General features: G+C 58.5%; 14 protein-coding genes. 3 read left to right on the top strand and 11 right to left on the bottom strand.

Features of this window, described 5'->3' with window-relative positions; translation table 11 throughout:
- The first annotated feature begins 153 nt into the window (after positions 1 to 153).
- Positions 154 to 2151, top strand: a complete 1998-nt coding sequence (locus tag EC915_RS21460) for a hypothetical protein (RefSeq protein ID WP_133752521.1) — start codon at positions 154 to 156, stop codon at positions 2149 to 2151.
- Between the two features lie 280 nt (positions 2152 to 2431).
- Positions 2432 to 5338 carry an autotransporter outer membrane beta-barrel domain-containing protein gene (locus tag EC915_RS21455; RefSeq protein WP_256658802.1) on the top strand — a complete coding sequence of 969 codons (2907 nt, stop codon included), beginning with the start codon at positions 2432 to 2434 and terminating at the stop codon, positions 5336 to 5338.
- A 51-nt stretch (positions 5339 to 5389) separates the two neighbouring features.
- On the opposite strand, the gene EC915_RS21450 is transcribed toward EC915_RS21455, so the two are convergent.
- The 9 genes from EC915_RS21450 to EC915_RS21410 all read right to left on the bottom strand — a co-directional run bounded on the left by EC915_RS21450 (position 5390) and on the right by EC915_RS21410 (position 19508).
- On the bottom strand, positions 5390 to 7216 hold the full coding sequence (locus EC915_RS21450) for a hypothetical protein (protein WP_133752520.1): 1827 nt from the start codon (positions 7214 to 7216) through the stop codon (positions 5390 to 5392).
- Between the two features lie 87 nt (positions 7217 to 7303).
- Positions 7304 to 8923 carry a hypothetical protein gene (locus EC915_RS21445; RefSeq protein ID WP_133752519.1) on the bottom strand — a complete coding sequence of 540 codons (1620 nt, stop codon included), beginning with the start codon at positions 8921 to 8923 and terminating at the stop codon, positions 7304 to 7306.
- 71 nt (positions 8924 to 8994) lie between these two features.
- Entirely contained in the window at positions 8995 to 13920 is a 4926-nt protein-coding gene (locus tag EC915_RS21440; RefSeq protein ID WP_133752518.1) for an Ig-like domain-containing protein, read from the bottom strand.
- 134 nt (positions 13921 to 14054) lie between these two features.
- Entirely contained in the window at positions 14055 to 14708 is a 654-nt protein-coding gene (locus EC915_RS21435; RefSeq protein WP_133752517.1) for an HAD family phosphatase, read from the bottom strand.
- A gap of 137 nt (positions 14709 to 14845) precedes the next feature.
- Positions 14846 to 15835 carry an ABC transporter ATP-binding protein gene (locus EC915_RS21430; protein WP_133752516.1) on the bottom strand — a complete coding sequence of 330 codons (990 nt, stop codon included), beginning with the start codon at positions 15833 to 15835 and terminating at the stop codon, positions 14846 to 14848.
- A 1-nt stretch (position 15836) separates the two neighbouring features.
- The gene (locus EC915_RS21425; protein WP_133752515.1) at positions 15837 to 16634 is read right to left on the bottom strand and encodes an ABC transporter permease; all 798 of its coding nucleotides are present in this window, start codon (positions 16632 to 16634) and stop codon (positions 15837 to 15839) included.
- Positions 16621 to 17463 carry an ABC transporter permease subunit gene (locus tag EC915_RS21420; protein ID WP_133752514.1) on the bottom strand — a complete coding sequence of 281 codons (843 nt, stop codon included), beginning with the start codon at positions 17461 to 17463 and terminating at the stop codon, positions 16621 to 16623. Before EC915_RS21420 ends, EC915_RS21425 begins: the two co-directional genes overlap by 14 nt.
- Entirely contained in the window at positions 17460 to 18266 is an 807-nt protein-coding gene (locus tag EC915_RS21415) for an alkaline phosphatase family protein (RefSeq protein WP_133752513.1), read from the bottom strand. Before EC915_RS21415 ends, EC915_RS21420 begins: the two co-directional genes overlap by 4 nt.
- 174 nt (positions 18267 to 18440) lie before the next feature.
- Positions 18441 to 19508, bottom strand: coding sequence for an ABC transporter substrate-binding protein (locus EC915_RS21410; RefSeq protein WP_133752512.1), 1068 nt, complete (start codon positions 19506 to 19508; stop codon positions 18441 to 18443).
- 397 nt (positions 19509 to 19905) lie between these two features.
- On the opposite strand from EC915_RS21410, the gene EC915_RS21405 reads away from it, so the two are divergent.
- The gene (locus EC915_RS21405; protein ID WP_133752511.1) at positions 19906 to 20625 is read left to right on the top strand and encodes a UTRA domain-containing protein; all 720 of its coding nucleotides are present in this window, start codon (positions 19906 to 19908) and stop codon (positions 20623 to 20625) included.
- 131 nt (positions 20626 to 20756) lie between these two features.
- Here the strand turns inward: EC915_RS21405 and EC915_RS21400 are convergent, their stop codons facing one another.
- Positions 20757 to 22946, bottom strand: a complete 2190-nt coding sequence (locus tag EC915_RS21400) for a mechanosensitive ion channel family protein (protein WP_256658800.1) — start codon at positions 22944 to 22946, stop codon at positions 20757 to 20759.
- 264 nt (positions 22947 to 23210) lie between these two features.
- Positions 23211 to 24500, bottom strand: a complete 1290-nt coding sequence (locus EC915_RS21395) for a M18 family aminopeptidase (protein WP_133752510.1) — start codon at positions 24498 to 24500, stop codon at positions 23211 to 23213.
- Positions 24501 to 24814 lie beyond the last annotated feature (314 nt).

Below are 24814 nucleotides of genomic sequence, written 5' to 3'. Positions count from 1 at the left end.
AAGTTGCGTAACAGCAAAGTATTCGTCGTACTCACCGGTGGTCATTTTTTCAAGTACACCCGCGTGCTCGGTTATTCCTGTTTGTGAAGCCCTGCAGTTATTGCGGGAACAGTGAAATGGAAGTTTAAATATCTATATACATGGAGAGTTGTCATGGACGCTCAGCAAAAAATAATCGCTCAATACTATGTAAACCGGTATCTGGAAAAAGGAAATCGCTCACGCAGTGGCGCTGGGGTTCAGGAACTCAGTGCCCCCAAATTACCGGTATGGTGGGGAGGTGATCCGGACTTCGCCGGTCTGGTCCCTCGCGAGGATCAGGAAAAGGACATGGAGATCCAGATTCCCGCTTGGCCTAATGGTTCTCCCGTTCCAGTATTTTCCGACATCCTCACATTCGAATACCGACGCCGCGGTGACCTGACTTGGAGATTGGCGCAGGAGTGTACGATTCCCGGCCCGACGTCTCCGGGTGAACCCGACAAGTCGGTCACCTTCCTCCAAGAGAACTTTCCCGGTCACGGTCAATACCTGCTGCGCTATAGGGTCAAGACCTACAACAATATTGAGGAGGAATCTGTTGAGGTCGCGTTCATCATTGATAAAGAAGCGCCTCACTATGGCGGCCAGTCCCCCGACGTACTAACGTTCCGAGATGATGCGCTGATCAAGGCAGAAGGCGTGACCGATGCATATCTGGCCGCCAATGGCGATAAGCTGGCAGTGGTTATTCCGGCCTATAACGATGAGCAACTGGGCGATACGGTGCAGGTTTTTGTGGGCGCATCGACGCCCGATCCCGACGGGACACCCGCCTATGAGGGGTCATTTAATCCTGCGACTCGCGAAGTGCCCATTCCTGGTGACCGTCTGCGCGCTCTGCCGGACGGGAGACTGTATATAACCTACCGACTGTTGGATAAGGTGGGTAACCGCGGACAGGCGTCCGATGCGGCTGTAGTCGATCTGCTTATCATGCCGTTGCCCATCGAGCCGCTGCCAGCACCCCGTGTACCCGGGATCGAAGACAGCGATACACAGTTCAACCTGGACGATGTGCGCGAGGGGCGCGATAGCGTACTGATCGAGCTGTATGCGAACTGGCTACACAACGATCGTATCGTGGTGACATGGGGAAGCGTCGAAATTGCCCCTTATATTGTTGTTAACCCGGGCGATACGATCCAGGTGAAAATTCCCTACAGTGCTCTGGCGCAGGCTTTCGGAGCTTCCACGACTCCCGTGCCCACACAGGTTGGTTATCGGGTGGAGCGCGGTAGAAGGAGATTCGACTCCGATCTCGTCACCGTCGAAGTGGATCTGTACGTGCCAGGCCCGGTCAACCCCGAAAGGCCCGATCCAATCAACCCGAACCTCAAACCGGTTACGGTTCGCGGGGGCGGTACCAACGCCGAGGACAACAAGATCAACGCCGACGATATTGGCTTGGATGCAACAGCGGTTGTGCAGCTGCATGATCCTATCGACGCGGGTTCTAGGCTGAGATTGTATTGGGGCAATATCGATAACCTGGCCGATGAATATGAGCCAGACGCGGCAGACGCCGGTATGCCTTACACCTTCACCATCGCTTGGGAAACCATCGACAAAGGGCCGGTCAGTACTGATGTGCCGGTGTTCTACACCCTCGATCAGGTCACAGGGGGCAACTATGAGATGTGCCCTCCGACCGGGGTAGATGTCAGTGAGGCGGTGATTGTCGAGTTATCTGCGCCGGATTTCCCGGATGCAGATTTGATGAACGACGGCGTCACCCCCATTCTCAACTGCAGATCTTTCGTCGGTTCAGATCATCATTTGAATGTAGCAATTCCACCTAATCCAGGGGCATTGGAGGAAGGCGATGAAATCGAGGTGATCGTTCAAGGGTACAGCGACTATCTAGGGGATGTGCCGGCCGGTGATGAGTGGAGCGATACCATTACAGTAACGGCTACTCAGATCGAGGAGGGTTTTACGCTGCAAGTGGAACCTTATGAGGATCATCTCCTTCCTATCGGAGCGTTGGGTCTGGTCAAAGTGACCTACCGGACCAGCGGCGCGCCGGTCAAAATTGGCAGGGCACAGATCTATGCATCGACAACCACGCCAGGAGGCACATGCTTTCCGCCTTTCCTTAACAGGAACTAGGCACTAAACAGCAAAGCCGGATGATACATCCGGCTTTGCTTATAGGGTCGGAGTTAGAAAACGTTGCATGCACAGTTCGCTGTTTTACGCATGTGAAATTTAACTTCCTTCCGTCACTGTAGGATGCTTCGCTCATAGACCACGGAAATATCCTACATCTTACTGGCAGTGAGGTCGGTAGTCTTCGCGCCAGTTTCCTTCGACCCTTATTTTTTTCTTGCAGTCGGAGGCCCTCCACTTACTCAAGGAACTCGTTATGCCCGTATTCAAGGCAACACGGATGTCTTTGCTCGTTCGCTCTGCCGTTGGTTCTTTTGTGCTGTTCGGCATCAGCCCGGTCGTTCATGGCTTATCGATCGTCGCCCCTGGGGAGACCCGGACATTGCGTCCCGGAGAGCTGCTGGACAGTTGGGAAGTGCAAAGCGGTGCAACACTCAATGTCAATGGCGCCAACACCCAGTCCATCAGGACCACGGGCGCGACTTTAAATATGACGGACGGCAGTTCAGCGCAAGACATCACCCTCGGTATCGGCTCGCAGGCTGATATCGCAGGCGCGAACATTACCGGTGGTACCGCCAGTACCGGACTTAGACTTACTGCCAGTAGTGCACAAATTCTCAATTCCGATATCAACGCCACAACTAATGCATTCGCCACAGGTCTGGAGTTGAACTCAGCCGCTGCTACTGGCCAAGGCTCCGCTGTAACGATGAGTGGTGGTTCAGTAACGGGCAACCTGGGGGGAGTCAGTACATCGGTCCACAGCACGCTCGTTTTGAACAACGTTCAGGTCAGCGGCGTGCGCGCCGACGGTTTCGGGCTCAGGGCTTTTTCTTCCGAAATCGGCGTGACGGGCGGCTCGGTGCATGGCGGCCTCAACGGCATTCAATACTTCGCTGATCCCACCGCTCCGCGCGAAGGGACAATAAGCCTTTCCGGTACGTCAGTCACAGGCGACAACGGCGCAGCCATCGCCTTCGACGGTTTCGGCCTGGGTCTGGTTGCCAACCTCCAGTTGTTGGACGGCACTACGTTGACGGGTGGCAACGGCAACGCGCTGGAAATCAACGGTGACGCCACGCTCAACGCCCTTGTACGCAACAGTTTGCTCGACGGCACATTCGCTGTCACCAACGGCAGCACGGGCAACTTTACTTTCGATAATGCTTCGCTCACCGGCGACATCACCGCTGACCAGACCAGCAGCGCGCACGTGACGATGGCCAACAACTCCAGCCTGACCGGCAACCTGATCAATGTCGACAGTGCGGCGCTGGATGGCAGCTCGTTCACCGGTGAATACATGGTCAATGATAGCCGTGCTGCCAACCTGACCCTTCAGAACGGCTCGCAGTTCACCGGCAACCTGATCAATGTCGACCGTGCCACGCTGGACAGCAGTTCGTTCGAGGGTGATTACACCATCAGTGACACTCGCATGGGCGACCTCGCGTTGCGCAATGGCTCTCAGTTCAATGGCAACGTGAGCAACGTTGACAGCGTTGCGCTGGAGCGCAGTGCGTTTACAGGCGATTACACGATCGCCGACGGTCGTAACGGCACTCTGACGCTGCAGAACGGCTCGCAGTTCAGCGGCAACCTGATCAATGTCGACCGTGCCACGCTGGACGGCAGTTCGTTCGAGGGTAATTACGCGATCAGTGACACCCGCACGGGCGACCTCACGTTGCGCAATGGCTCGCAGTTCAATGGCAACGTGGACAACGTTGACAGCGTCGCGCTGGAGCGCAGTGCGTTTACAGGCGATTACACGATCACTGACGGTCGTAACGGCACTCTGACGCTGCAGAACGGCTCCCAGTTCACCGGCAACCTGCTCAATGTTGAAGGCCTTACGCTGGCTGATCAGTCAATTTGGAACATGGTTGCTTCCAACAGTGTTGGCGTTCTGTCCATCAACGACAGTACGGTGAAGTTCGGAGCCCCCAATGAGTTCTTCCAGCTGGATGTCGGAACCCTGGCCGGTAACGGCACTTTCGTCATGGATGTTGATTTCGCCACCAACCAGCATGACGTTCTGAACGTGACGGGGTCTGCCACAGGCACCCATTCGCTGCTGATCGCCGGTTCCGGTGTCGACCCGGTGTCGCCCGAGCCACTGACGGTGGTGCGCACCGGCGGCGGGGATGCCACATTTGCCCTGGCGGGGGCAGGGGTGGTGGACGTTGGCACTTTTTCATATGCACTGGGTTCAGTGGACAACGGTTCCAGCGGTACTGATTGGTTCCTCGATCCGAGTACCAAGACCATCAGCCCCGGTACGGCTTCAGTGCTGGCGCTTTTCAACACCGCGCCGACCGTCTGGTACGGCGAGCTGACCTCGTTGCGCAGCCGTATGGGTGAACTGCGTTTTAACGGAGGCAAGGCCGGTGGCTGGGTTCGGACCTACGGCAACAAGTACGATGTGAGTGAGTCGTCGGGCGTTGGCTATCAGCAGACGCAGCAGGGTTTCTCGCTGGGTGCCGATGCGCCGCTGCCGGTCGGCGACGGTCACTGGCTGGTCGGTGTGCTTGCTGGTCACAGCAAGTCTGATCTTGATCTGAATCGTGGCACATCAGGCACCGTGAAAAGCTACTACGCGGGCGTCTACACCACCTGGCTGGATCAGGACAGCGGTTACTATTTCGACGGCGTGATCAAGGCCAACCGCTTTCGCAACGACTCGAAAGTGAGCATCAGCGACGGCACCCGTGCCAAGGGTGACTATGACAACCTTGGGGTGGGTGGCTCGGTGGAGTTCGGCCGGCATATCAAACTGGACGACGGCTATTTCGTCGAACCGTTCACCCAGTTCTCTTCGGTGGTGATCCAGGGCAAGGACTACCGTCTGAACAACGACATGCAGGCCGAAGGTGATCGTACGCGTTCGTTGCTGGGCAAGGCCGGCGCCACCGCAGGTCGCAATTTCACCCTCAGCGATGGCAAGGTGGTGCAGCCTTACGTTCGGGCAGCCGGTGTGCATGAGTTCGCCAAAAACAACAAGGTTCAGGTCAACAACAACACGTTCAACAACGACCTGTCCGGTTCCCGTGCGGAGCTGGGCGCCGGTGTTGCGGTTGCCTTCTCCGATAACCTGCAGTTGCACGCCGACTTCGATTACTCCAATGGTCAGCATATCGAACAGCCATTCGGCGCGAACGTCGGTTTGCGGTATAGCTGGTAAAAAGTGACCCCGCCGTTACTGGCGGGGTCACTTTAGTGATCAGCCTTCAGTTCACGTATCCAGAGGCGTGCCAATTGTCAATTCCAGTACTCTCGAATACTGGTACATCCCTGTATTCGCTAGTTTCAAGCTGTAGTACACCTTCACCGTCTTGCCGATGTTAGGTTCGATCACCGCTCTGGGAACGTAGAACGTTACCGGCTTGCCGGCGGTCAAGGTGGTAGTGGGAACCCAATCACTGGCGCTGCCGCTTAGCGAATCACCTTGCCAGTACCAGGTCAGGATATCGTTTACGACAGTGCCGGTGTAGGCCACCTGCAGCGTGGCTTGCACAGGCACCCGCGCAGGATCCAGCAGGCCGCCAGCGGCTTCGTCCACGGACGGGGCGGGCAGTTGCGCGTCGCGTTGAGTGACGTTGAATATTTCGTGGTCCGAAACGCGCACGTCAAGGGCGGCCAGGTTGTCGTTGGATACCCGGTAACTGAGATCCAGCTCACCATTGGCGAGCGGAAGGATATGTGCCGCCGCGATCTGAATATGAATCACTACGCCAACCTCGTTGGCCGACACAAATCGCTCTGCCTCATAAAGGTACGGTGTGCCGTTTTGCAGTGTGCCTAGCCAGATGACGTTGATCAGGTCGCCATCCGCCATTAGAGGATAAACGGGGATCTGCACATGGGCCCGCTCAAGGTTCGGATCGAGTGTATCGCCGACGGCCTCAAAGACCGTCGCGGCGGGCAGTCTGATTTGTCCTGTGATTCTGGCAGTTGCTCGTCTGGACGATTGCGGTGCCGAACCATCGGCCTTGTTCAGCACATAGGACGCGATTGCACGTCCACCCAGGATGGCGCGGACAGTTGCATTGGGAACTTTGGCTTCAAAAATCGTAGGGATGTTGTCCAGGATGAAGGTCTGCGTGTAATTCACCGGCGAGCCCGTTGCGCTCGTACCTGCCCAGGTCATGGTGACCGAGTCACGAAGTGCGAACGGCGGGCCCCCTAGGTTTATCTCGATGGTGACATCGCGAGTGCCCAACTGGCCAAGATCTATGATGCTGTTTACGGCTTCAGCGATAAAGGGCGCCCGCAGCTGTTGCGCACCGGCTTCTACGCTTACGGTGGTATAGCGGGACCAGTCTGTGGCGAAATTCCATACCTCATCAAACACCTCGTAGATCACTCTGAGTTGAGGATCATCCCCCCCGGCCAGAATCGTTGCCTGATCGACATTGATGGTAATGGACGTTGTATCTGCGGCTTCTGATGGCGTGACAACACGAGAAATCTCGGCCGCGCCCCACTCGAGTCTTATCGTGTCCTGAGCGGCTCGCCCAGGGTAGGCGGCGATCTGGACGGGTACACCGGCGGCGGCCCATTTCTCATCGACACCATTGTCGATTACCTCTTTTGGCAGAACGGGGGAAAGGAGCTCCGAGTGACCTGGCAGGTGCGGCTCTCTGTCTGTTCCGGCGGGCAGGTCAAGCTTGACTCTGATCCTTAATGGCGCTGAGTCCTCGGAGGTTGTGGAGCCTTGGCGGGTCACCCGATAAAACACCTTTTCCGCCCATTCCGGAACGACCAGATCCTTGGGAATGAAAAACAGAACCCTTTCATCTACTTCTTCCGGACGCCCGATCAGGCGTTCAGCTGCCTTGATATCGTCCCAATAAACAGCGACATGATCTCCTATCGACATGGACCGCCAAGGGTCCACGCTGACCAGCAGACCCGACGGTCTTGAGACCATTTGCGCGTTGACCCCGCCATCGCCGCCGACTACCGGCGTGACCAGGTCGCTGATCAATAATGGTCGCAATACGAGTGTCGAGAGCCCAGTATCCGGGGCGGGAAATAGCGTTAATGAGTAGCGTCTCATGGTGATCTCCTTATCTGCAGCGATGGTGGAGCGTGAGCTGATGCTTATTGGTATGGGGTCTGTGGGGTGTCACTCGGTTGCACCGCACTATGGCGGTGGGACTGTGCTTTGCGGTCTGGTGCCAAATGAACTCAGCGAAGGCGCCCCAGGCGCAAGTTGTTGCGCAGGATCATAAGAGAACATCACTCCGCCTGGTGCTCCCAGATTCATAGTCATGATCGGAAGAAAGCGTCCGGTCTGCTGGAAATAGTCATTCTGGATGAACTGGGCATTGGGCAATCCGCCGCTGTCGCTTTGGTAATACAAAGACTCCAGCGGTAACTGGTTTGGAATGCTTAGAGGCCACGCCGCCAGCATGATTTCGTTCCAGTCGACTCTGTTGGGAATGGCTTTGCGTACGTCGATGCTCAACTGAAACTGTTCGGCGTCGGCGCTGAATGCGCACCCCAAAATAGGATTGCCGCGATAGCGAGCGAGCCACAAGTCCACGCTGGTTATACCAATGGCGCTGCATACCTGGCGGAAGGTGCAGGGGTCAGGGCTCCCGCTGGTCCCTGCATCGTACGGATATGCGCAGCGGAGGGTGGGGGTATAAACGGCGGGAGCGGCCAGTTCCTTGAAGGTGAAGCCAAAGTGCCGGTTGTAGACCACGCTGCTAATCACGATATCGCTGCGGATATAAGAAAACGACACACCATTATTTCTCACCGAGCCGGGGCTTGGGTCCCAGGCATGGAAGGCAGTGGTTGCAGCATTCGAACGGAATAATATTCCGTTGCAGAAATACGCCGCCTGTTGATTCGAGCATTCGGGGCGCGTGTCGGTATAGCGTGCGTTCATGCCTGCGGCAATCGCGTAGCCGACGTACAGCTGGTCCTGGCCATTGAAGCCAAATACTTGTCCATCGCTGTCGTTCAGGTTCATACGCAACACAGGCAGCCACTGGCCGGTGGCGTTAAAGTAATCGCGCTGGTCCTTCTGTGCGGCGGTCAGCGTACCCACTTGATTGATGTCATAGAACAGCGCTTGCACAGGCACTCTCTGAGGGATGCTGGCGTCCCAGTTGCGTACTTGTAAGCGATTGGCTCTTGCCGACCATTCACTGCCCAACCCTCGGTGGGCCTTGAGGCTGGCATCAAATTGTTGAGGCAACAGACTGCTCAGTGAACATTGCTGTGCCGGCTGATTGCCCGATTGTTGAAAATGCGCAAGCCAGGTCGGACTGTCGGTCACTCCCAGGGCTGCGCAGGAACTCACATCGGCGGTCGTCGCTGAGGTCATCAGGGCGCAACCGTAATCGCTTCGGCTGGCGTCCAGCTCCTGAGTGAAAGGGTAGGCACAGAGCACGTCCAGCGTCTTGCCTTCGCCGATGGCCGTGAACAGGTCACTGAAGATCACGCCGTTGGCTTGAGTGAGTTGGGATATGCCCAGATCCTTGCGTAGATAGACCACGCCTTCGGCGCCCAGGGCTGTGGCGTTGCTGTCATGCTGCCAGAACGGCTGGCCTGCTACAGGTGTTCGCGTTTTCACCAGTACGCCGTTGCAATACCAGGCAGGTTTGCTGGCTGCGCAGGTGGTAGTGGTGCTCTGGTAGCGGTTGTTGAGTAGCTGCGTCGTTTCCGGGCCGGTGAGGGCAGCCTGGGCGTTGAGTGCGTAGAGTAATAGCAACAGGGCCACCCTCTTGATGGCGGTCGATAGCATGTTCATCGTCGTCCTGACATAAGTGTGCAAAGCCGCAGAACCGCCCGGCCCAATAGACCGGGCGGATACCTTTGTGGTTACTGCTGACCAGTTGCGGGCGCAGCTGAAACTCCTGCTCCTGTCCGTGAGATGCCCAGTGCCTGCATGGGCAACTCTGCGTCTGCGGCACTGGCGTTCTGATTGATGTCGCTGCCGCTTAGGTCGTAGGTCCAGTACGTACCTGCTCCAGCTGAGTCGTTCGTCCAGAACGGATAATTAAGCCATCCCAGGTATGTGGTAACCGGCAAGCTATCGGCGTAGCGGCTCCACAGCGCCTTGATGTCAGTTAGCGAAACCGGCTCCAGGCCAAGCTGCGCGCACGTACTCTGCATCACCGCCCATGTGGCACTGGCGGTCACGAAGTGAACGACGACGATCCCCTGCACGGTAAGGGTGTAGCTGGCAGTCGTACCGACGCTGTCTTCGGCGGTGATTGTGGTTTTGCCGTTGGCCAGAGCAGTGACTGTCCCACTGCTATTCACGGTGGCGATACTCTCGTCGGAGCTGGTGTAGGTATAGGGCCCGGTCCCCCAGTCGCCGGTTCGGGTCACTTGCGCAAAATCCGGAATCTTTGCAGGCGCTTTGGCTTCTGCGACAACATAGTTGTGGGCGCTGAGGTCCAGCGTGGCGTCGTCCTCAAATCCACCGCTGATGGTCAGCAGCAGAATGTCGGAGGGTTGCTCCTCAGTGTCACCGCTAGGCACGACGCCGTACCACACTCGCATTTGTCCGCCGGTATAAGCTATGAACTCGCTGGCCGGTACATCGTATTCAATACCATTGCCAGGGCCGTTGCGCCCCACGATGGCGTAGTCGAACAGGTCATCCTCGATGTACAGGTTGACCCGATCCCTGTATTGGAGCGCCCCCGGTGGCACCGCTACCACGATGGGACGATCAGGGCTGTTGCCTGGATCCAGCAGATCGCCCGGCGCTTCACTGATCCGGGGTTTGGCCCACTGGGAAAGGCTCAACGAGAAGGCGCTGAGCGATGACATTGATCGGGTAGACTTCGATCCGGCGGGAGAGCTGATTGAACGCCGCGTTTGATTAAGCACGCCTTGTGACCTGAGTGCCTGACTGCTGACGGCCAGGCTACGTTCATACGATACCCGATTGCGCAGCAGCGACTGGACAGCACTGCTGTCACCGCCACCGGCCGCATTGCCCCAAGTGACGATTTCACCATCGGACCTCAAGGCGACGAAACTCTGACTATTGGCGTAGACCGCTTTCACCTTGATCAATTGAGTCACTACCGCGGCGGTATTGCCGCCAACCGTTGCGTCTCCCCATGCGACCACTGTCCCATTGCGGCGTAGTGCCGCGAATGCCTTGGAATTGCCAACCACCTGCACAATGTCGTTCAGGGTCGCGATATCGGGGGGTACGATTCCGCCTGCAGCGTCGACGCCCCAAGCAACCACTCGGCCATTGCCCCGCAATGCCGCAAAAGCCTGCCAGGTTGCGCTGACCTCCCGGATATCGGTAAAGGTCCTGATGTCAGCGGGCACATTGCCGCCGTAGGTCAGATCGCCCCAAGCCACAACCTGCCCGGAGGTGGTGATTAACGAGAAAGCACGAGCGGTGCTGGCACCCAACTGGGCGACGGTGGCTGCGGCGGCTTCCTGGCTCACTGTACCGCCATTGGCGGCAGTACCCCATGCCACCACTCGGCCATTGCGTCGCAGAGCCGCGAAGGCAGTGAAGTTGCCGGAAACCTTGATGATGTCGGTGAAGGTTCCGATGTCTGGAGGAACTACCCCGCCCGCCGCCGGCGTCCCCCAAGCGACTACCTGACCGGTGTTGCGAATTGCGGCAAATGCGGTTCCCGCGCCTATTATCTGGGTAATATCGCTGAAAGCCTGAATAGGGTCTGGAACCGTACCGCCTGCCGCAGCATTACCCCATCCATAGACTTTGCCATCGGCCTTGATACCGGCGAAGGCAATGCTGTTACTTGAAAGCGAGACGAAATTATCAGATGCTACCGCGCCCAATGAGCCGCCCTCGACAGTATTTCCCCACGCCACCACATGGCTATTCTCGCGACGCGCGGCATAAGCACTGCGTGTGCAGCACACTTCGACGATATCGTCCATGGTGATGATCGTGGCCGGGATCGCGCCGCCATAGGCCGCATGGCCCCAACCCACCACATCACCTATATCGCGATGAGCAACCTGCGCTGCGTCACCGGCAGTGGTGGTGTCGTTGCCGTTACCAATAAAATTGATAGGTTTAAGCACTACATGGTCGTCGCTGGTGCGCACATGCAGCTCAATCTCAGGGCGGGTGTCCTCCCAGGTGTTGCCTTGAATCCAGGTGGTGTCGTCCTGGTATTGCCATTCGGCGACCAGTGGATTACCAGTGGTATCGTTAAAGGCGCTGATCCTGCTCGGGCCTGCCGATGCCCTATACGTGCCACGGCAGAATCGGGCCCCCATGACGTTAAGCAGCCCCGGGGCAATGGCGCTTTTGACATCATATTTGTTGGCGGGTGAGGGGCCTTCAGCCGTGCCATCAGCACGTCTGACGGTGTAGCTGAGAGTGACCTGGAAGCCGTCGTTGGCTTTCACCGTGGCATACGCGATCGGAATCAACAACTCGCCATTCGAAACGACCGGTTGAGTCGGTTTAACGCTGCCGTTACCCGGCTGTCCTGCCCAGGTCAGTGTCACCGAATCGCCGGTCTTGAGCTGAGCCTCGACTGCGATGCGCACTTTGGCTCCGTTGAGCACGTTTTCGGGGTCCAGTAGGCCGCCGACGGCTTCAACGATGACCGGTAAGGGCAGCTGGATTGGTAATTCATCGCGAACATCGAACGAATGAATCTGAGAGGAGAAATCGCCGCCCTCTAGGGGTTCGACCCGATAGCTGACGCTCACATTACCGTTAACGTTCTTCGTCACCTCGACCAGTGGCACCGTGAAAGTTATGTCTGTACCTAGGTCGCTGCCTCGAATTGATCTGTCTAGCGTGAAGGCAGGTGTATCCTGATCATCGGCCCAGGTCATGTAAACCTGGTCACCAACGGCCATATCAAGCCAGGCGGCGATTACAACCGACGCACCATTGGGCACTTCTGCCAGATCCAGCGTGCCGTCCTCGCTGCCGGGCACTCTCGGTGGTGGCAGAAGCTGTTGCTCCGTGCCGACCTTGAATTCGAGAATCTCGGAATTGCTGCGCCGCCCTTCGATACGGTCTACCCAGTACGAAGCGGCTACGCTGCCTTCTTCGTTGCCCTTGATGAATTCGGCCTCAATGTTGAAAACGACGTCCTTGTCTTTGCTGAACGATGTAATTCTGAGAGAGTCCTCCAGTTCTTCGGTATGGGTGCCATCCCACAGGTAATGCACTACATCGCCAATCTGCATGTTCGAATAACGTGGAGCGGTGAGCGTGGTGCCCGGCAGGTCCGGGTTTATTACGCCGTCTTCGACACCCTCCACAATGGGTAGGGGCAATTCGGCTCGCGGCGCACCGACGGCCAGTAAGGTAGCCCTGGCAGACTCTCGCACGACAGGTCCTTCGGGAGTGTCCTTGGCCAGTTCGAAAAACAGCTGCAACGTACCCCCGTCAATCGCTCTGAGGTGGACACCGTCCACAATGATGGAAAGGGGGAGTTTGTTGGCCTCATCGCGACCGGTGATGGAGCGTGGGGCCAAGACGGGGTCGTAGACCGTGAGGTCAGCGCGGATGCCGATCCAGCGCAAAGTGACTTGATCGCCTGAGGCCATGTTGTCATCCCAGGGGATCTCGATATAGGTTCTTGTCAGCTCAGGGGCGAGTGCGCCCTGTACCGCATCCTTGGCGATAGGCGCCGCCATACCGACAGCGCTGCCTATGACGTTGACGAATTGGCTACGCGAGCGGGTAATGTTGCCTGCTCGGGTTCGGGTGTAGGAAAAAACCGCCTGCGTTTTGGCCAGACGACGAACGATCGCGTTTGGGATCTGTATCACGTAGACCCGGTTGAGTGCGTTAACGGTTACGGCGGGTGACTCATAACTCACCAGCGCGCCGTCGTCGGCGGTCCCTGAGACCCTCCCGATCAGTTGGTCACCAAGGGCGAAGTTAGCACTGGCTGCCCAGATTTGCAGTGTTGCAACTGCGGCTCCCAGAACATCCAGATCCAATGTACCGTTCACGGCCTCTTCGACGAAGGGGGCATCCAGGCGTGAGTTACCTGTATCAACAGTGATACGCTTTTCGGCGCTCCAGTCAGAAGAGCGGTTGAGTACCAGATCATAGACTTCGAACGTTACCGACAATCCTGGATCGTCGACGTCACCCGCCGCGAGAATGGTTTGCTCGTCGATGATGATCTTGATGTCCTTGTTGATTTCCGCCTGGCTGACCGGATGATGATGGACAAACTGGCCGCCCCAGGACAACTTGATGTCATCACCTTCGGCCATATTCGGATAAGGATGGATGGTGGCGATCACGCCGGCCTTGGCATCCGCAGCGTCCACGCCGCCTTGCTCTATGTTGTCGGGGAGCGAGAAATTCAGCTCCGAATGTCCGGGCGTACTGCCATCCTCATCAACCCCTCCCGGGGCATTTTGTTTGACGGTTAGTTGTAGCTCGCCAGACTGCTCGGGGTTTTGTCCGGGGCGCCGAATAACATAGCTCAAGCTATGCTGACCGCTAGCGTTGATCAGGTTTGAGCTGGGCACGAACGCGACTACGCGCGCGTTTGCCTCACCTTCTCCGAGGACACCCGAAGCTACTTGTCTGTTGTCGAGCATAATCTGATAGCTGTTGCCAGTGGCCATGTCAGACCAGGGCTGGATGTACAACTGCAGGCCCTGCAGGGGGAAGTTGGTCTGTGCTGCGGCGATGTTGATCCCCAAAGACCCGTCTGGGAGAGGGCCTATGGCGCCGGGAATCTCCAAGTCCATCAATGCGTGGAAAGCAAGAGGAGTGAGAGCTGAAGATGAGGTAGGGGTGGCATCCATTGGAATGACTCCGTGTCAGTTAGACAGAGGAGTAATTAAGCGCTGGAGTGCAGATTCTGCCTACTGTCAGAAATGACAGGTTTTGCTACCGTCGGTCCGGCCATAACGGGCTGCAAGCGGGCAGCCCCGGGTGCTTACCTCCAGTGATGAATCGGCCACCCGGCCTCTTCTGCAACCTCGCGCAACGCAGGGTCGGGATTGACTGCATGGGGGAAATCCACCTTCTGCAGCAGCGGTAAATCATTGCGCGAATCGGAATAGAAACTCGCGCCTTCGAGGTTTTCGCCTTCCTGATCCAGCCACTGCAGCAGGCGAGTGATCTTGCCTTCGCGGTAGGTGAGCACGCCTGTGGTTTGGCCGCTGTAGACACCGTGGATGATTTCCAGGTCGATGGCCAGCACTTCATCCACACCGATGCGCTCGGCGATGGCCTTTACCAGATGCATGCCGGAGGCGGAAATGATCAGGATGCGGTCGCCGGCGGCACGGTGTTGGGCGATGGCTTTGGTCGCGTCGCTAAAGATGATCGGCTCGATGAAGTCCTCGACCCACGGGCCCACCAGGAACTCCACCTCCTGCGGCGTGCGGCCAATCATCGGATCCAGGCTGAAGACCATGTAGTCCTCCATCGCCAGCTCGCCCTTGCTGTAGGCCTCCATCAGCTGATGGTCTTTGTTCATGAACGACTCGGGATCGACCCAGCCCAGCCGGCCCATCTGCTCGCTCCAGAGGCTTGAGCAGTCGCCGTGAATCAGGGTTTCGTCCAGGTCAAAAATGGCTAACGCCATGCGCGCGCTCCTTAAAACATTGTCGATGGGGCCGGTGTACGGCGCACAGTGGCAAGTTTCGAGCGGCGAGTTGCAAGAGGGAGCCGCAGTAATGCGGTTTTTCTTGTAGCTTGCAGCTCGTCACTTGTCGCTACTCTTTAAGCGACTTCACACAGCGCTGACGCTTCGATGTGCAGGGTGACGCGTCGACCGTTGGGGTGCAAGTCATTGGCCGAGCGGTTGAGCACATCGACCACCAGTTCGACGCCGCGCGCCTCGACCCGGTAGCGGATCACGTTACCCAGCAGGCTGTGGCTGCGCACTTCACCTTCCAGCGCGCCGGTCAGGCTCAACTCAATTGCTTCCGGGCGTATCGCAACGCGGCTGTTGATCGGGCGCTGCATCAGACGGCTGGCGTCGTCAGGTTCGAGCAGGTTGTAGTTGCCGATGAAGCCTGCGGCGAATGCATCGACCGGTGCGGTGTACAGGGTTTCCGCGTCGCCGCTCTGCACGATCCGGCCCTGATTCATCAGGAAGATCCGGTCGGACAGGGTCAGCGCTTCTTCCTGGTCGTGGGTGACGAAGATAGTGGTCAGGCCCAATTCCTGCTGAATGGCGCGAATCTGTTCACGCAAGTGCTTGCGAATCCGTGCGTCCAGTGCTGACAGGGGCTCATCGAGCAGCAACAGGCGAGGGCGCGTCACCAGTGAGCGTGCCAACGCCACGCGCTGACATTGCCCACCGGACATCTGGTGCGGGTAACGCTTGGCCAACTCGCTCAGCTCTACCAGCTTCAGCACTTGGGCGACGCGTTGCTTCGTTTCTTCGGCGCTGACCTTTTGCATGCGCAGTCCGAAGGCGACGTTCTGCTCCACGTTCATGTTGGGAAACAGCGCGTAGCTCTGGAACACCATGCCGATGCCGCGTCTCTGCGGCGACACCGGAACAACGTTCTTGCCGTCGAGAAAGATCCGGCCACGGGTCACCGGGGTCAGCCCTGCGATGCAGCGCAGCAGGGTGGATTTGCCGCAGCCGGAAGGGCCGAGCAGGGTGACGAACTCGCCCTTGTTGATCACGCAGTTGATATCGCTGAAGACGGCGGTGCTGGCGTAGTTCTTTTGCAGGTTTTCGACAGTGACGAAGCTCATATCAGTCTTTGTCCTTGTTCAGACGGTTGGCCGCCCAGGTCAGCAGCAACACGAAGAGGAAGTAGGAAATCACCAGCGCACTGTTGAAGTGGCCGCTGCTGTTGCGCATGTTGTTCAGGTAAACCTGCAGCGTCTCGTAGCGTGTGCCCACCAGCAGGTTGGCGAACACGAACTCGCCGAACAGGAAGGAGAACGACAGCAGCAAAGCGATCATCAGGCCCTTGCGCAGATTCGGCAGCACCACCAGAAACGCCGCCTGAAACGTGTTGGCGCCGAGCAGTTGCGCGGCGTCCATCAGGTCGACGAGGTTGATTGCCTGCAAATTGTTGGTGATTGCCCGATACATGAATGGCAAGGCGATGGTGAAGTAGCAGCCGATCAGAATCCAAGGCGTGCCGACCATCGCCAGCGGCCCGGCACCGTAAAGCTGCAACAAGCCCACCGAGGACACCACGGGCGGTACGGCGAACGGCAGCAGGATCAGGATGTTCATCAGCGCGTCGAGTTTCGGGAAGTGGTAATGCACCACGAACAGCAGTGGCAGAATCAGCACCACCGACAGGATCAGCGCACCGACGCAGACCAGTAACGACTGCGCGAACGCCATGAGAAAGCGTGGATCGCTCCAGAGCGCCACGTACCACTTGTAAGTGAAGCCTGCGGGCAGAATGGTCGCCGACCAACTGGTGGCGATCGAGTAAACGAAGGTGCCCAGCAGCGGCGCCAGCAGAATCAGAAACAGGATGTACACCACCACCCGGTGGTAAAGCCCGACCGGCCTATGTTCAGCGCGAGACATGGTAGCTCCTCTTCAACAGCCACTGATGGACCACCGTGACCAGGGTCATCATGCCTACCAGAATCATGGCCAGCGCGCTGGCCATGTTCGGGTCCAGCGTGATGTCACCGGCGACCATCGCTGCGATGCGAATCGGCAGCACGTTGAAGTTGCCGGTGGTCAGCGCATACACCGTGGCATAGGCGCCCAGCGCGTTGGCCAGCAGGATGACGAAGGTGCCGAGCAGGGCAGGGGTGAGCACCGGAATCCCGATGTGCCGCCAGAAGTCCCAGCTGCTGGCACCCAGCAGCGATGCGGATTCACGCCAGTCTTCGCGCAGCGCATCAAAGGCCGGGTACAGCAGCAGCACGCCCAGGGGAATCTGGAAGTAGGTGTAGAGAATGATCAGGCCGGTCTTGGAGTACAGGTTGAAGTCGTCGATGATCCCGGCCTGCTTCAGAATCAGCGTCAGTGCACCGTTGAAACCCAGCAGGATGATGAAAGCGAACGCCAACGGCACGCCGGAAAAGTTGCTGGTCATGTTGGCGAAGGCGCTGACGAAGTCCCGCAGCCGCCCCGGCACTTTTCGCAGTGAATAACTGCCGAGGATGGCGATGAAGATGCCGATCAGGCTCGACCAGAAACTTATCTCCAGGCTGTATTGCATTGCCTGGCGGTAGAAGCGCGAGTGGAACGCCTTGACGAAGTTGTCCAGGCCCCAGCCCGCGTCCGAGTGCAGGCTGTTGACCGCGACCCAGGCCAGCGGCGCGATCTGAAACGCGATGAAGAAAATCGCAAACGGCACCAGGCACAACAGCCCCAGCCATTTGCCGCGACTCTGTGAATTCACTTGAGCACCTCTGTGCAGACAGGTTTGTCGTGGGGCACGCCCAGCAGTTCGCACACCATTCCGCAAACCTCAGTCTGTTTGGGTTTTGCCCCCGGATCGAGGCTGAAGGCATCGCCGATGACGAACAGCGGCACTTCACGTTCCTCGGGCAAGATGCCGTTGTGCGAGCGGTCATTGTTCATGCCGTGGTCGGCGGTCACCAGCACCTGATATCCGGCGTCCAGCCAGCGCTGCAGGTACTCGGCGAGAATCACATCGGCAGAGCGTGCGCTGTTGCGGTATTGCGGGCTGTCCAGGCCGTGTTTGTGGCCCGCGTCGTCGATGTTCATCGGGTGAACAAAGAGGAAATGCGGCTGATGCGTTACGCGCAAATGGTCGGCATCGTCGAACACGTGCGAGTCGGGATAGTGATCGACGTAGTAGAAGTGGCCGTGCTGGATAGGCAGTCCGGGGTCATCGGTATGGCGGTCGCGGGCTGCAACGAACGGGCTGCGGTTGTACAGCTCACTGACCCAGTGGTAGGCCGCCGCGGCGGTCGTCAGGCCAGCTGCGGCGGCATAATGAAACACGCTGCGCTGGTTGGACAGGCGCGATACATGGTTGTGCACGATGCCGCTGTCGATCGGTGCAACGCCGGTGAGAATGGATTCGTAAAGCGGTCGGGACAAGGCGGGTAATTCACATTCGAGCTTGTACAGTGCTGCGCGGTCTGCGTTCCGGTAGGCCAGCAAATGCCCCATCGCGTGCTGCGCCACGCTGTAACTCAGGCCGTCCAGCAGAATCAGGATGACGTTGTGTTTCATGGCCTCTCCGGGGGTGTTCGAATTCTCTGTGCGGGTCGTCGCAGACCCTGGTAGCAGTCCGGCTTGCCGGCAGTGGCGATATTGCGGACGCCACCGTGGGCAAGCCGGACTGCTACAGGATCATTTCTATACGCTGAACGGCAGCGTGTTATCCGTGATACACCACGGCGCGAATCACTGCATCTCCACAATGACTTGCTCGTTCCACTGCTGCGGCAGGGCCTTCGAGGTTTTTTCCCACGCTGCCGGGTCTTTGATCGGCGTCACGTTCTTGTACTGCTCGTTGGGCAGCAGCTTGGCCTGTACTTCAGGCGGCAGCTTCAGGTGTTCGGCGCGGATCGGGCGGGCGTTACCGTTTGCCAGGTTGATCTGGCCGGCATCACTGAAGATGTACTCGCGCGCCAGCTTGGCGGCGTTCGGGTGCTTGGCGTACTTGTTGATGAGGGTGGTGTAACCGGAAATCACCGAGCCATCAGATGGGATCAGCACCACGTAGTCATCCGGGTTGGCCATCTTGGCCTTGTAGCTCAGGCCGTTGAAGTCCCACACCACGCCGACTTCCACTTCGCCTTTTTCCAGGGTCTGGATGGTCGGGTTGTTGATGCCCAGACGTTTCTGTTTGGCCAACTCGGTGAACAGTTGCAGGCCGGGCGCGACATTGGTTTCGTCGCCTTTCATCGCGATGGCCGCAGCCAGCACGCCATTCGCTGCTTGGGCCGCGGTGCCCACGTCGCCGATGGTGACTTTGTATTTCCCGGTTTTAAGGTCAGCCCAGGATTTCGGCACGTCGGAACCGTGCAGCAACTTTTTGTTGACGATGAAAGCGATGGTGCCGGTATAGGCCAGTGCCCAATGGCCGTCTTTATCCTTGGCCCAGTCCGGCACCTGATCCCAAGTGGTCGGTTTGTAGGGCTGGGTTACGTCCTTGGCAACGGCGATGGGGCCGAAGGCGGCACCCACGTCACCGATATCGGCGCTGGCGTTATCCTTTTCCGCGTCGAACTTGGCCACCTCCTGTGCCGAACTCATGTCGGTGTCCATGTGCACCAGGCCGTATTTGGCGGTCAGGTCGGTCCAGGTGCCTTTCCAGTTGGCCCAGTCATCGGGCATACCCACGCTGTTGACCGCGCCTTCGGCTTTGGCGGCAGCTTCCAGCGTTTTGAGGTCGGTGTCCGCGGCCATGGCCGATGTGCTCAGCGCGATAGCCGAACCCAGGAGTGATGCCAGCAAAAGGTGTTTCATTCGAAGCTCCTTCGTACACTTCTCGATACCGCTATGGAAAGGGTCAGTGAAGTGTTCATTGCGGGTGGGATGTCGTGTGGATACGCCTAGAGAGCTGGTCTAGGTCAGCAATACCTGAGCCAGGTTAGGCCGGTTACATGACATTTTCATGTCTGGACCGACTCTTGCTGATGAAAGCGCAGGCTTGGGCTATGGCTGTGAAGTAAGCGTAGACCATGGCCAACTCGCTGATCTGAAAGGGTAAAGGCCCGTATAAGATCAGGCAGCCCAAGCGGTTCAAGCTGGATTGTCACGCAACGGTCATCTACGCTGCCTAGGCTTTATGGCACCGACAAGGGCCAGGCAGCGGTGTATCTTGCCCCTGAATAGCGCTGGTCTAGTCCAGATAGGTAACGTAATGCGCCAAGAAGTGCCTCGAGCGGTGACGACCATCTGCAACGCCTTGCAGGAGCAGATCGAGCACGGTCTGTTGCCACCGGGCAGCAAGTTGCCTGCGGAACGCAAGCTCAGCGAAGTCTTCGATACCACACGCATCACCTTGCGCGAGGCATTGGTGCAACTCGAGGCGCGGGGCCTGATTTATCGGGAAGAACGTCGCGGATGGTTCGTCTCGCCGCCGCGCCTGGCCTATGACCTGATGCGTCGCAGCCATTTTCACGCCATGGTTCAGGCCCAGGGCCGGGTCCCGGCAACCCAGGTCATCTCCGCGCGCCTGCAACCGGCCTCGGCGGTCGTTTGCGGATTGCTGCAACTGCCCGCGCTGTCCAGTGTGATCCAGATCAGCCGCGCACGGCGCATCGATGAGCGACTGGTTCTGTACGTCGAGCATTACCTCAACCCGCAATACTTTCCCGGCATTCTGAAGTTCGATCTGAATCAGTCATTGACCGAGCTGTACGCCAGTCATTACCAGACGCTTTACGGTCAGGTGCGTTTCGAGATAGTCCCCACAGCATTGCCCGTAGAAGCTGCGGCGGCGCTGAAGGTTTCCATTGGCAGCCCCGGTTTGCGCATTGCCAGGGTCAACCATGATCAGCGTGGTCGCCTGATCGATTGCGATCTGGAGTATTGGCGGCACGATGCGATTCATGTCAGCGCGGTGGTGGGGGAGATTTGAGAATCAAGCATTGCGGCTGCAAATGGCAGAGTTCTCTGCGGATTAACTTGCTCAGGAAAGCGGCACTCCACCCACAGCCTCTGCGGGATGAAATGCCGTCTTCGCAAGCAAGCTCAAGCCCACGGGCTGCGTCAGTTAGCTGAAGCCTCTTCCTTCTTCCCGCGAACCCCGGTCACGCTCCCGCCACTGGTGCTCACCTGTACATTCAGACGCGGCGTTGCCAGATCCATCCCGGCTTCATCCATATAACGCTTGAGTGACAGGTTGAACGCGCGGGACACCTCCCACTGCTTGATCGGCGCGGTCTTGAAGCGTGCACGCAGGATTGCGTTGCCGGCATCGAAACTTTCAACACCCTGAATCTCCAGCGCAGACCAGATGTTGCGGCGCTGCAACGGGTCGGTGCGCATCTTCTGGCCGACGTCGCGGATCATCTTTAAGGCGTCGTCGATGTTCATGTTCGACGGAATGGCGATGCGGAAGATCGCGTAACCGAACTCGCGGGAGTAGTTCTGGATGCTCTTGATTTCGCTGAACGGAATGGTGTGGACGATGCCGTCGATGTCGCGCAGACGCACGGTACGAATGGTCAATCCTTCGACCGTACCCAGATGCCCGCCGACATCTACGTAATCGTCGATGGCTAGCGAGTCCTCGATGATGATGAAAAGCCCGGTGATCAAATCCGCCACCAGGGACTGCGCGCCGAAACCGATGGCCAGACCGATGACACCGGCACCGGCCAGCAGTGGCGTCACGTTCATGCCCATGTTCGCCAGCGCGACGATCACGGCGATGATCAGGATCGTCACGAACAACACGTTGCGAATCAGCGGCATCATGGTCTGCGCGCGGGCATTGGCCAGGCCTTTGCGCGAACGGGTCAAGGCGTGGTGAATCGCGGTGTCCGCCAGAATCCAGACCAGCCAGGCAAACATCAGCGTGGTTGCCAGGCCCAGGATACGCACGCTGATGTCATGGCCATCGCCCTCGGAGAAGCGGATCAGCGACAGGCCCCAGACGCGCAGGCCCAGCTCGATGAACAACAGCCAGACCAGCAGATGCGCCACGGTGTAGCAAAAGTTTTTCAGACGCTCGGAGTACAGCGCATGGCGTTTATGGCCATGCGCAGGTTTTTGCGAGTGGCGATGCACCAGACCGTTGATGACCATGCACAGCACCAGCAGCACCGTGCAGATCAGCGACTGGCGCAGGGCGGTGCTGGTGTCCCCGGCCGAGAAAAAGGTAGCGAACAGCGATACGCCCACCAGCACCAGTGCGGGCAGATACCAGAAGCTGCCAAGGATCTCGATGGTATCGCTCAGCGCACGGCGTTTCAGGCGACGGGACAACGGCTGATTGCGGATCAGGTGTGCGATCGGCCTGCGGAAACGGATGATGAACAACCCTGTGGAGATCGCCGCCATGACGTTGGCCAGGGTCGCTGCGGTGTGTGCCAGATGCACGCCAAGACTGGCGACCAGACGCGGATCGCTCAGCGCCTCACCGAATGCGGCAAAGCTGCCGATCCACCACAGCGGACGAAACGCCTGATGCCGCAGGATGTAAAGCGCCCGATGACGATGCGGGCCGTCGAGCAGCGAAAAGGCGATCACGCAGATGGCCGAGAACAGCGTGCCGATCACCAGCGCATACGCCAGCACCATGGCCAGGTCACGACCCAGGGATGGCGGTAGCGAGTAGCTGAGATAGATCGTGATCACCAGAGCGATCAACCACGGGCCCAGCTTGCGCAAGGCGAAACGCAGCATGTCTGTGGGACGCGGATGTTGCGGCAGTTCTTCCGACAGCCCAAAACGCACCCTGACCCGGTGACTGAGCCAGATCAGGGCTGCGGCGAGCAGACTCCACAGTGCGATCACCACCGCAAAGCTGAAGATGATCGGCCACCACTGACTGGCAGGGAGCATCAGGCCGACGAGCTCCTGTTCGGCCAGCGCCACTTCATCCCCCCAGCGGCTGAGGGGGCTGTCGTCGCCGGTGAACTGCCTTTCGAATTCAGACAGCGTGCCGCCGATCAAGCCCAGAACCCCTTGTGCGGTGCCGGGTTGGGCTTTTTTGGTGGCGTCGCGCAGTTTCTTGAGGTCGTCCAGCAATTTGCTGCGCTGTTGATCGTTCTCCAGGGACGTGATCACCTCGTCCAGCGACTGACCTAAAGGTTCCTGCGCCTGAGGCTGGGATTTTTGACTGTTCAGCAGCCCGGGCAGACCGGCCGCCTGGGTCACCGCGACAGGGAGAAACGCCAGCAGACAGATCAACAACAGACGCGGCAAAGCGGAAAGGCGGGCGGAAGCAATCACCAGGCAATGAACCTCAAATCGACAAGCACCAGACGCCGCGATGCGAAGCTAGCCGGGCGTTGGCAGGACTGATGAGTTTACGAGGGGTGTCCGGTATTTGGCGAGGGGCATTTTCGGCATGTCCAAAGACTTGGCGAGCAGCCCAAGACCTGTCGCAGAACTCGCGGGTTACGGCGGCAGCGAATGCGGGGGTCAGTCGATACCTGCTCAGCTGCCCCCCGCAATCGCGCTCGCGCACATGAGCGCGCTCATCCCCCTCAGCGCTTAGGGCAATTCGGCGCTCGCGTAAAACGCCGTCAATACCTTCACCAGATGCGCCAGGTCCTGGCTGCCTGCCAGCTCGCGGATCGAGTGCATGGCGAAGGTTGGCAGGCCGATGTCCACGGTACGTACGCCCAGATGACCTGCGGTGATCGGGCCAATGGTCGAGCCACACGCCATGTCGCTGCGCACCACGAAGCTCTGCACCGGCACTTCTTCGGCCATGCACAGATGACGGAAAAACCCCGCCGTTTCGCTGTTGGTGGCGTAGCGCTGGTTGCTGTTGACCTTGATCACCGGCCCGGCATTGAGCTTGGGTCCGTGATTGCCGTCATGCTTCTCTGCGTAGTTGGGGTGCACCCCGTGGGCATTGTCGGCAGAGATCAGGAGGGACTTCTGGATGGTGCGCACGTAGTCGTCGCTTTCGGGCAGCAGACGTTGCAGCACTTGCTCCAGCATCGGGCCGTCAGCGCCACAGGCGGACGTGGAGCCGACTTCTTCGTGGTCAGTGCAGATCAACAGGCAGGTCTCGTCGCCATCGGCGTTGAGCAGTGCCTGCAGACCGGCGAAGCATGACAGCAGGTTGTCCAGACGCGCGCCAGCGATGAAGTCGCCGTTCAGGCCGATCACTGCGGCGCTCTGGGTGTCGTAGAAGCTCAACTCATAGTCGAGCACCACATCGGCGTTGAGGCCGTGCTCACGTGCAAGCTGATCGGTCAGCAGGGCACGGAAGTCGGCACGTTCGTCGCCCGCGACCTGGGCGAGGATCGGCGGCAGTTCGTTCTGCGGGTTGATCGGCCAGCCTTCGTTGGCAGTGCGGTTAAGGTGAATCGCCAGATTGGGGATGATCGCGATGGGCAGCTTGAAGTCGATCAGCTGGCTTTCGACTTTGCCGTCGCGGCGGAAGGTCACGCGGCCGGCGAGCGAGAGGTCACGGTCGAACCACGGCGCGAGCAGGGCGCCGCCATAGACTTCGACGCCCAGTTGCCAGAAACCCTGACGTTGCAGTTCAGGTTGCGGTTTGACCCGCAGGCAGGGACTGTCGGTGTGGGCACCCACCAGACGGATGCCGCCAATCAGGGGTGACAGGCGACCGAGTTTGAAGGCGACGATGGAGGAGTCGTTGCGGGTGACGTAATAGCGGCCGCCGGTTTCTGTATGCCACGGCTCGCGTTCGTCCAGGCGCTGATAGCCTGCGCCTTCGAGCCGTTGCACCAGGCTTGCGGTAGCGTGAAACGGGGTAGGGGAGGCCTTGAGGAAGTCGATCAGGCCTTGGTTCAGCTCTTCGCGCATAAGTTACTCCAGACAGCAATGGCGCGAGTTTACAGGCCAATCTGTGTGGGGGCGAGCGCTTGTGGTGGGTGGCTTCTCAGGTGCTGTGTATGGGTGATTGTCCGTTATCCAGTTTGACGCTGATATCGGTTCCACTCTTACAGCGGGTTACTTCTGTCGCTTTTCAAAAGTAGCTCGACGAAGTCGAAACGCTTCGGGCGTTAGGGCGAATCGATACCAGGGGGTGTCAGAAATTTTGTGTTCGGGCATAACATGAGCAAGAGGTGCATGTATGCCAACCAAAAAGAAACCTGCGTTACGCGAGCTACCAAAAA

The sequence above is a fragment of the Pseudomonas sp. LP_7_YM genome (assembly GCF_004364435.1).
GTDB lineage: Bacteria > Pseudomonadota > Gammaproteobacteria > Pseudomonadales > Pseudomonadaceae > Aquipseudomonas.
Note: the sequence above shows the minus strand (reverse complement) of the source record. Positions and strands in the feature narration are given on the sequence as shown.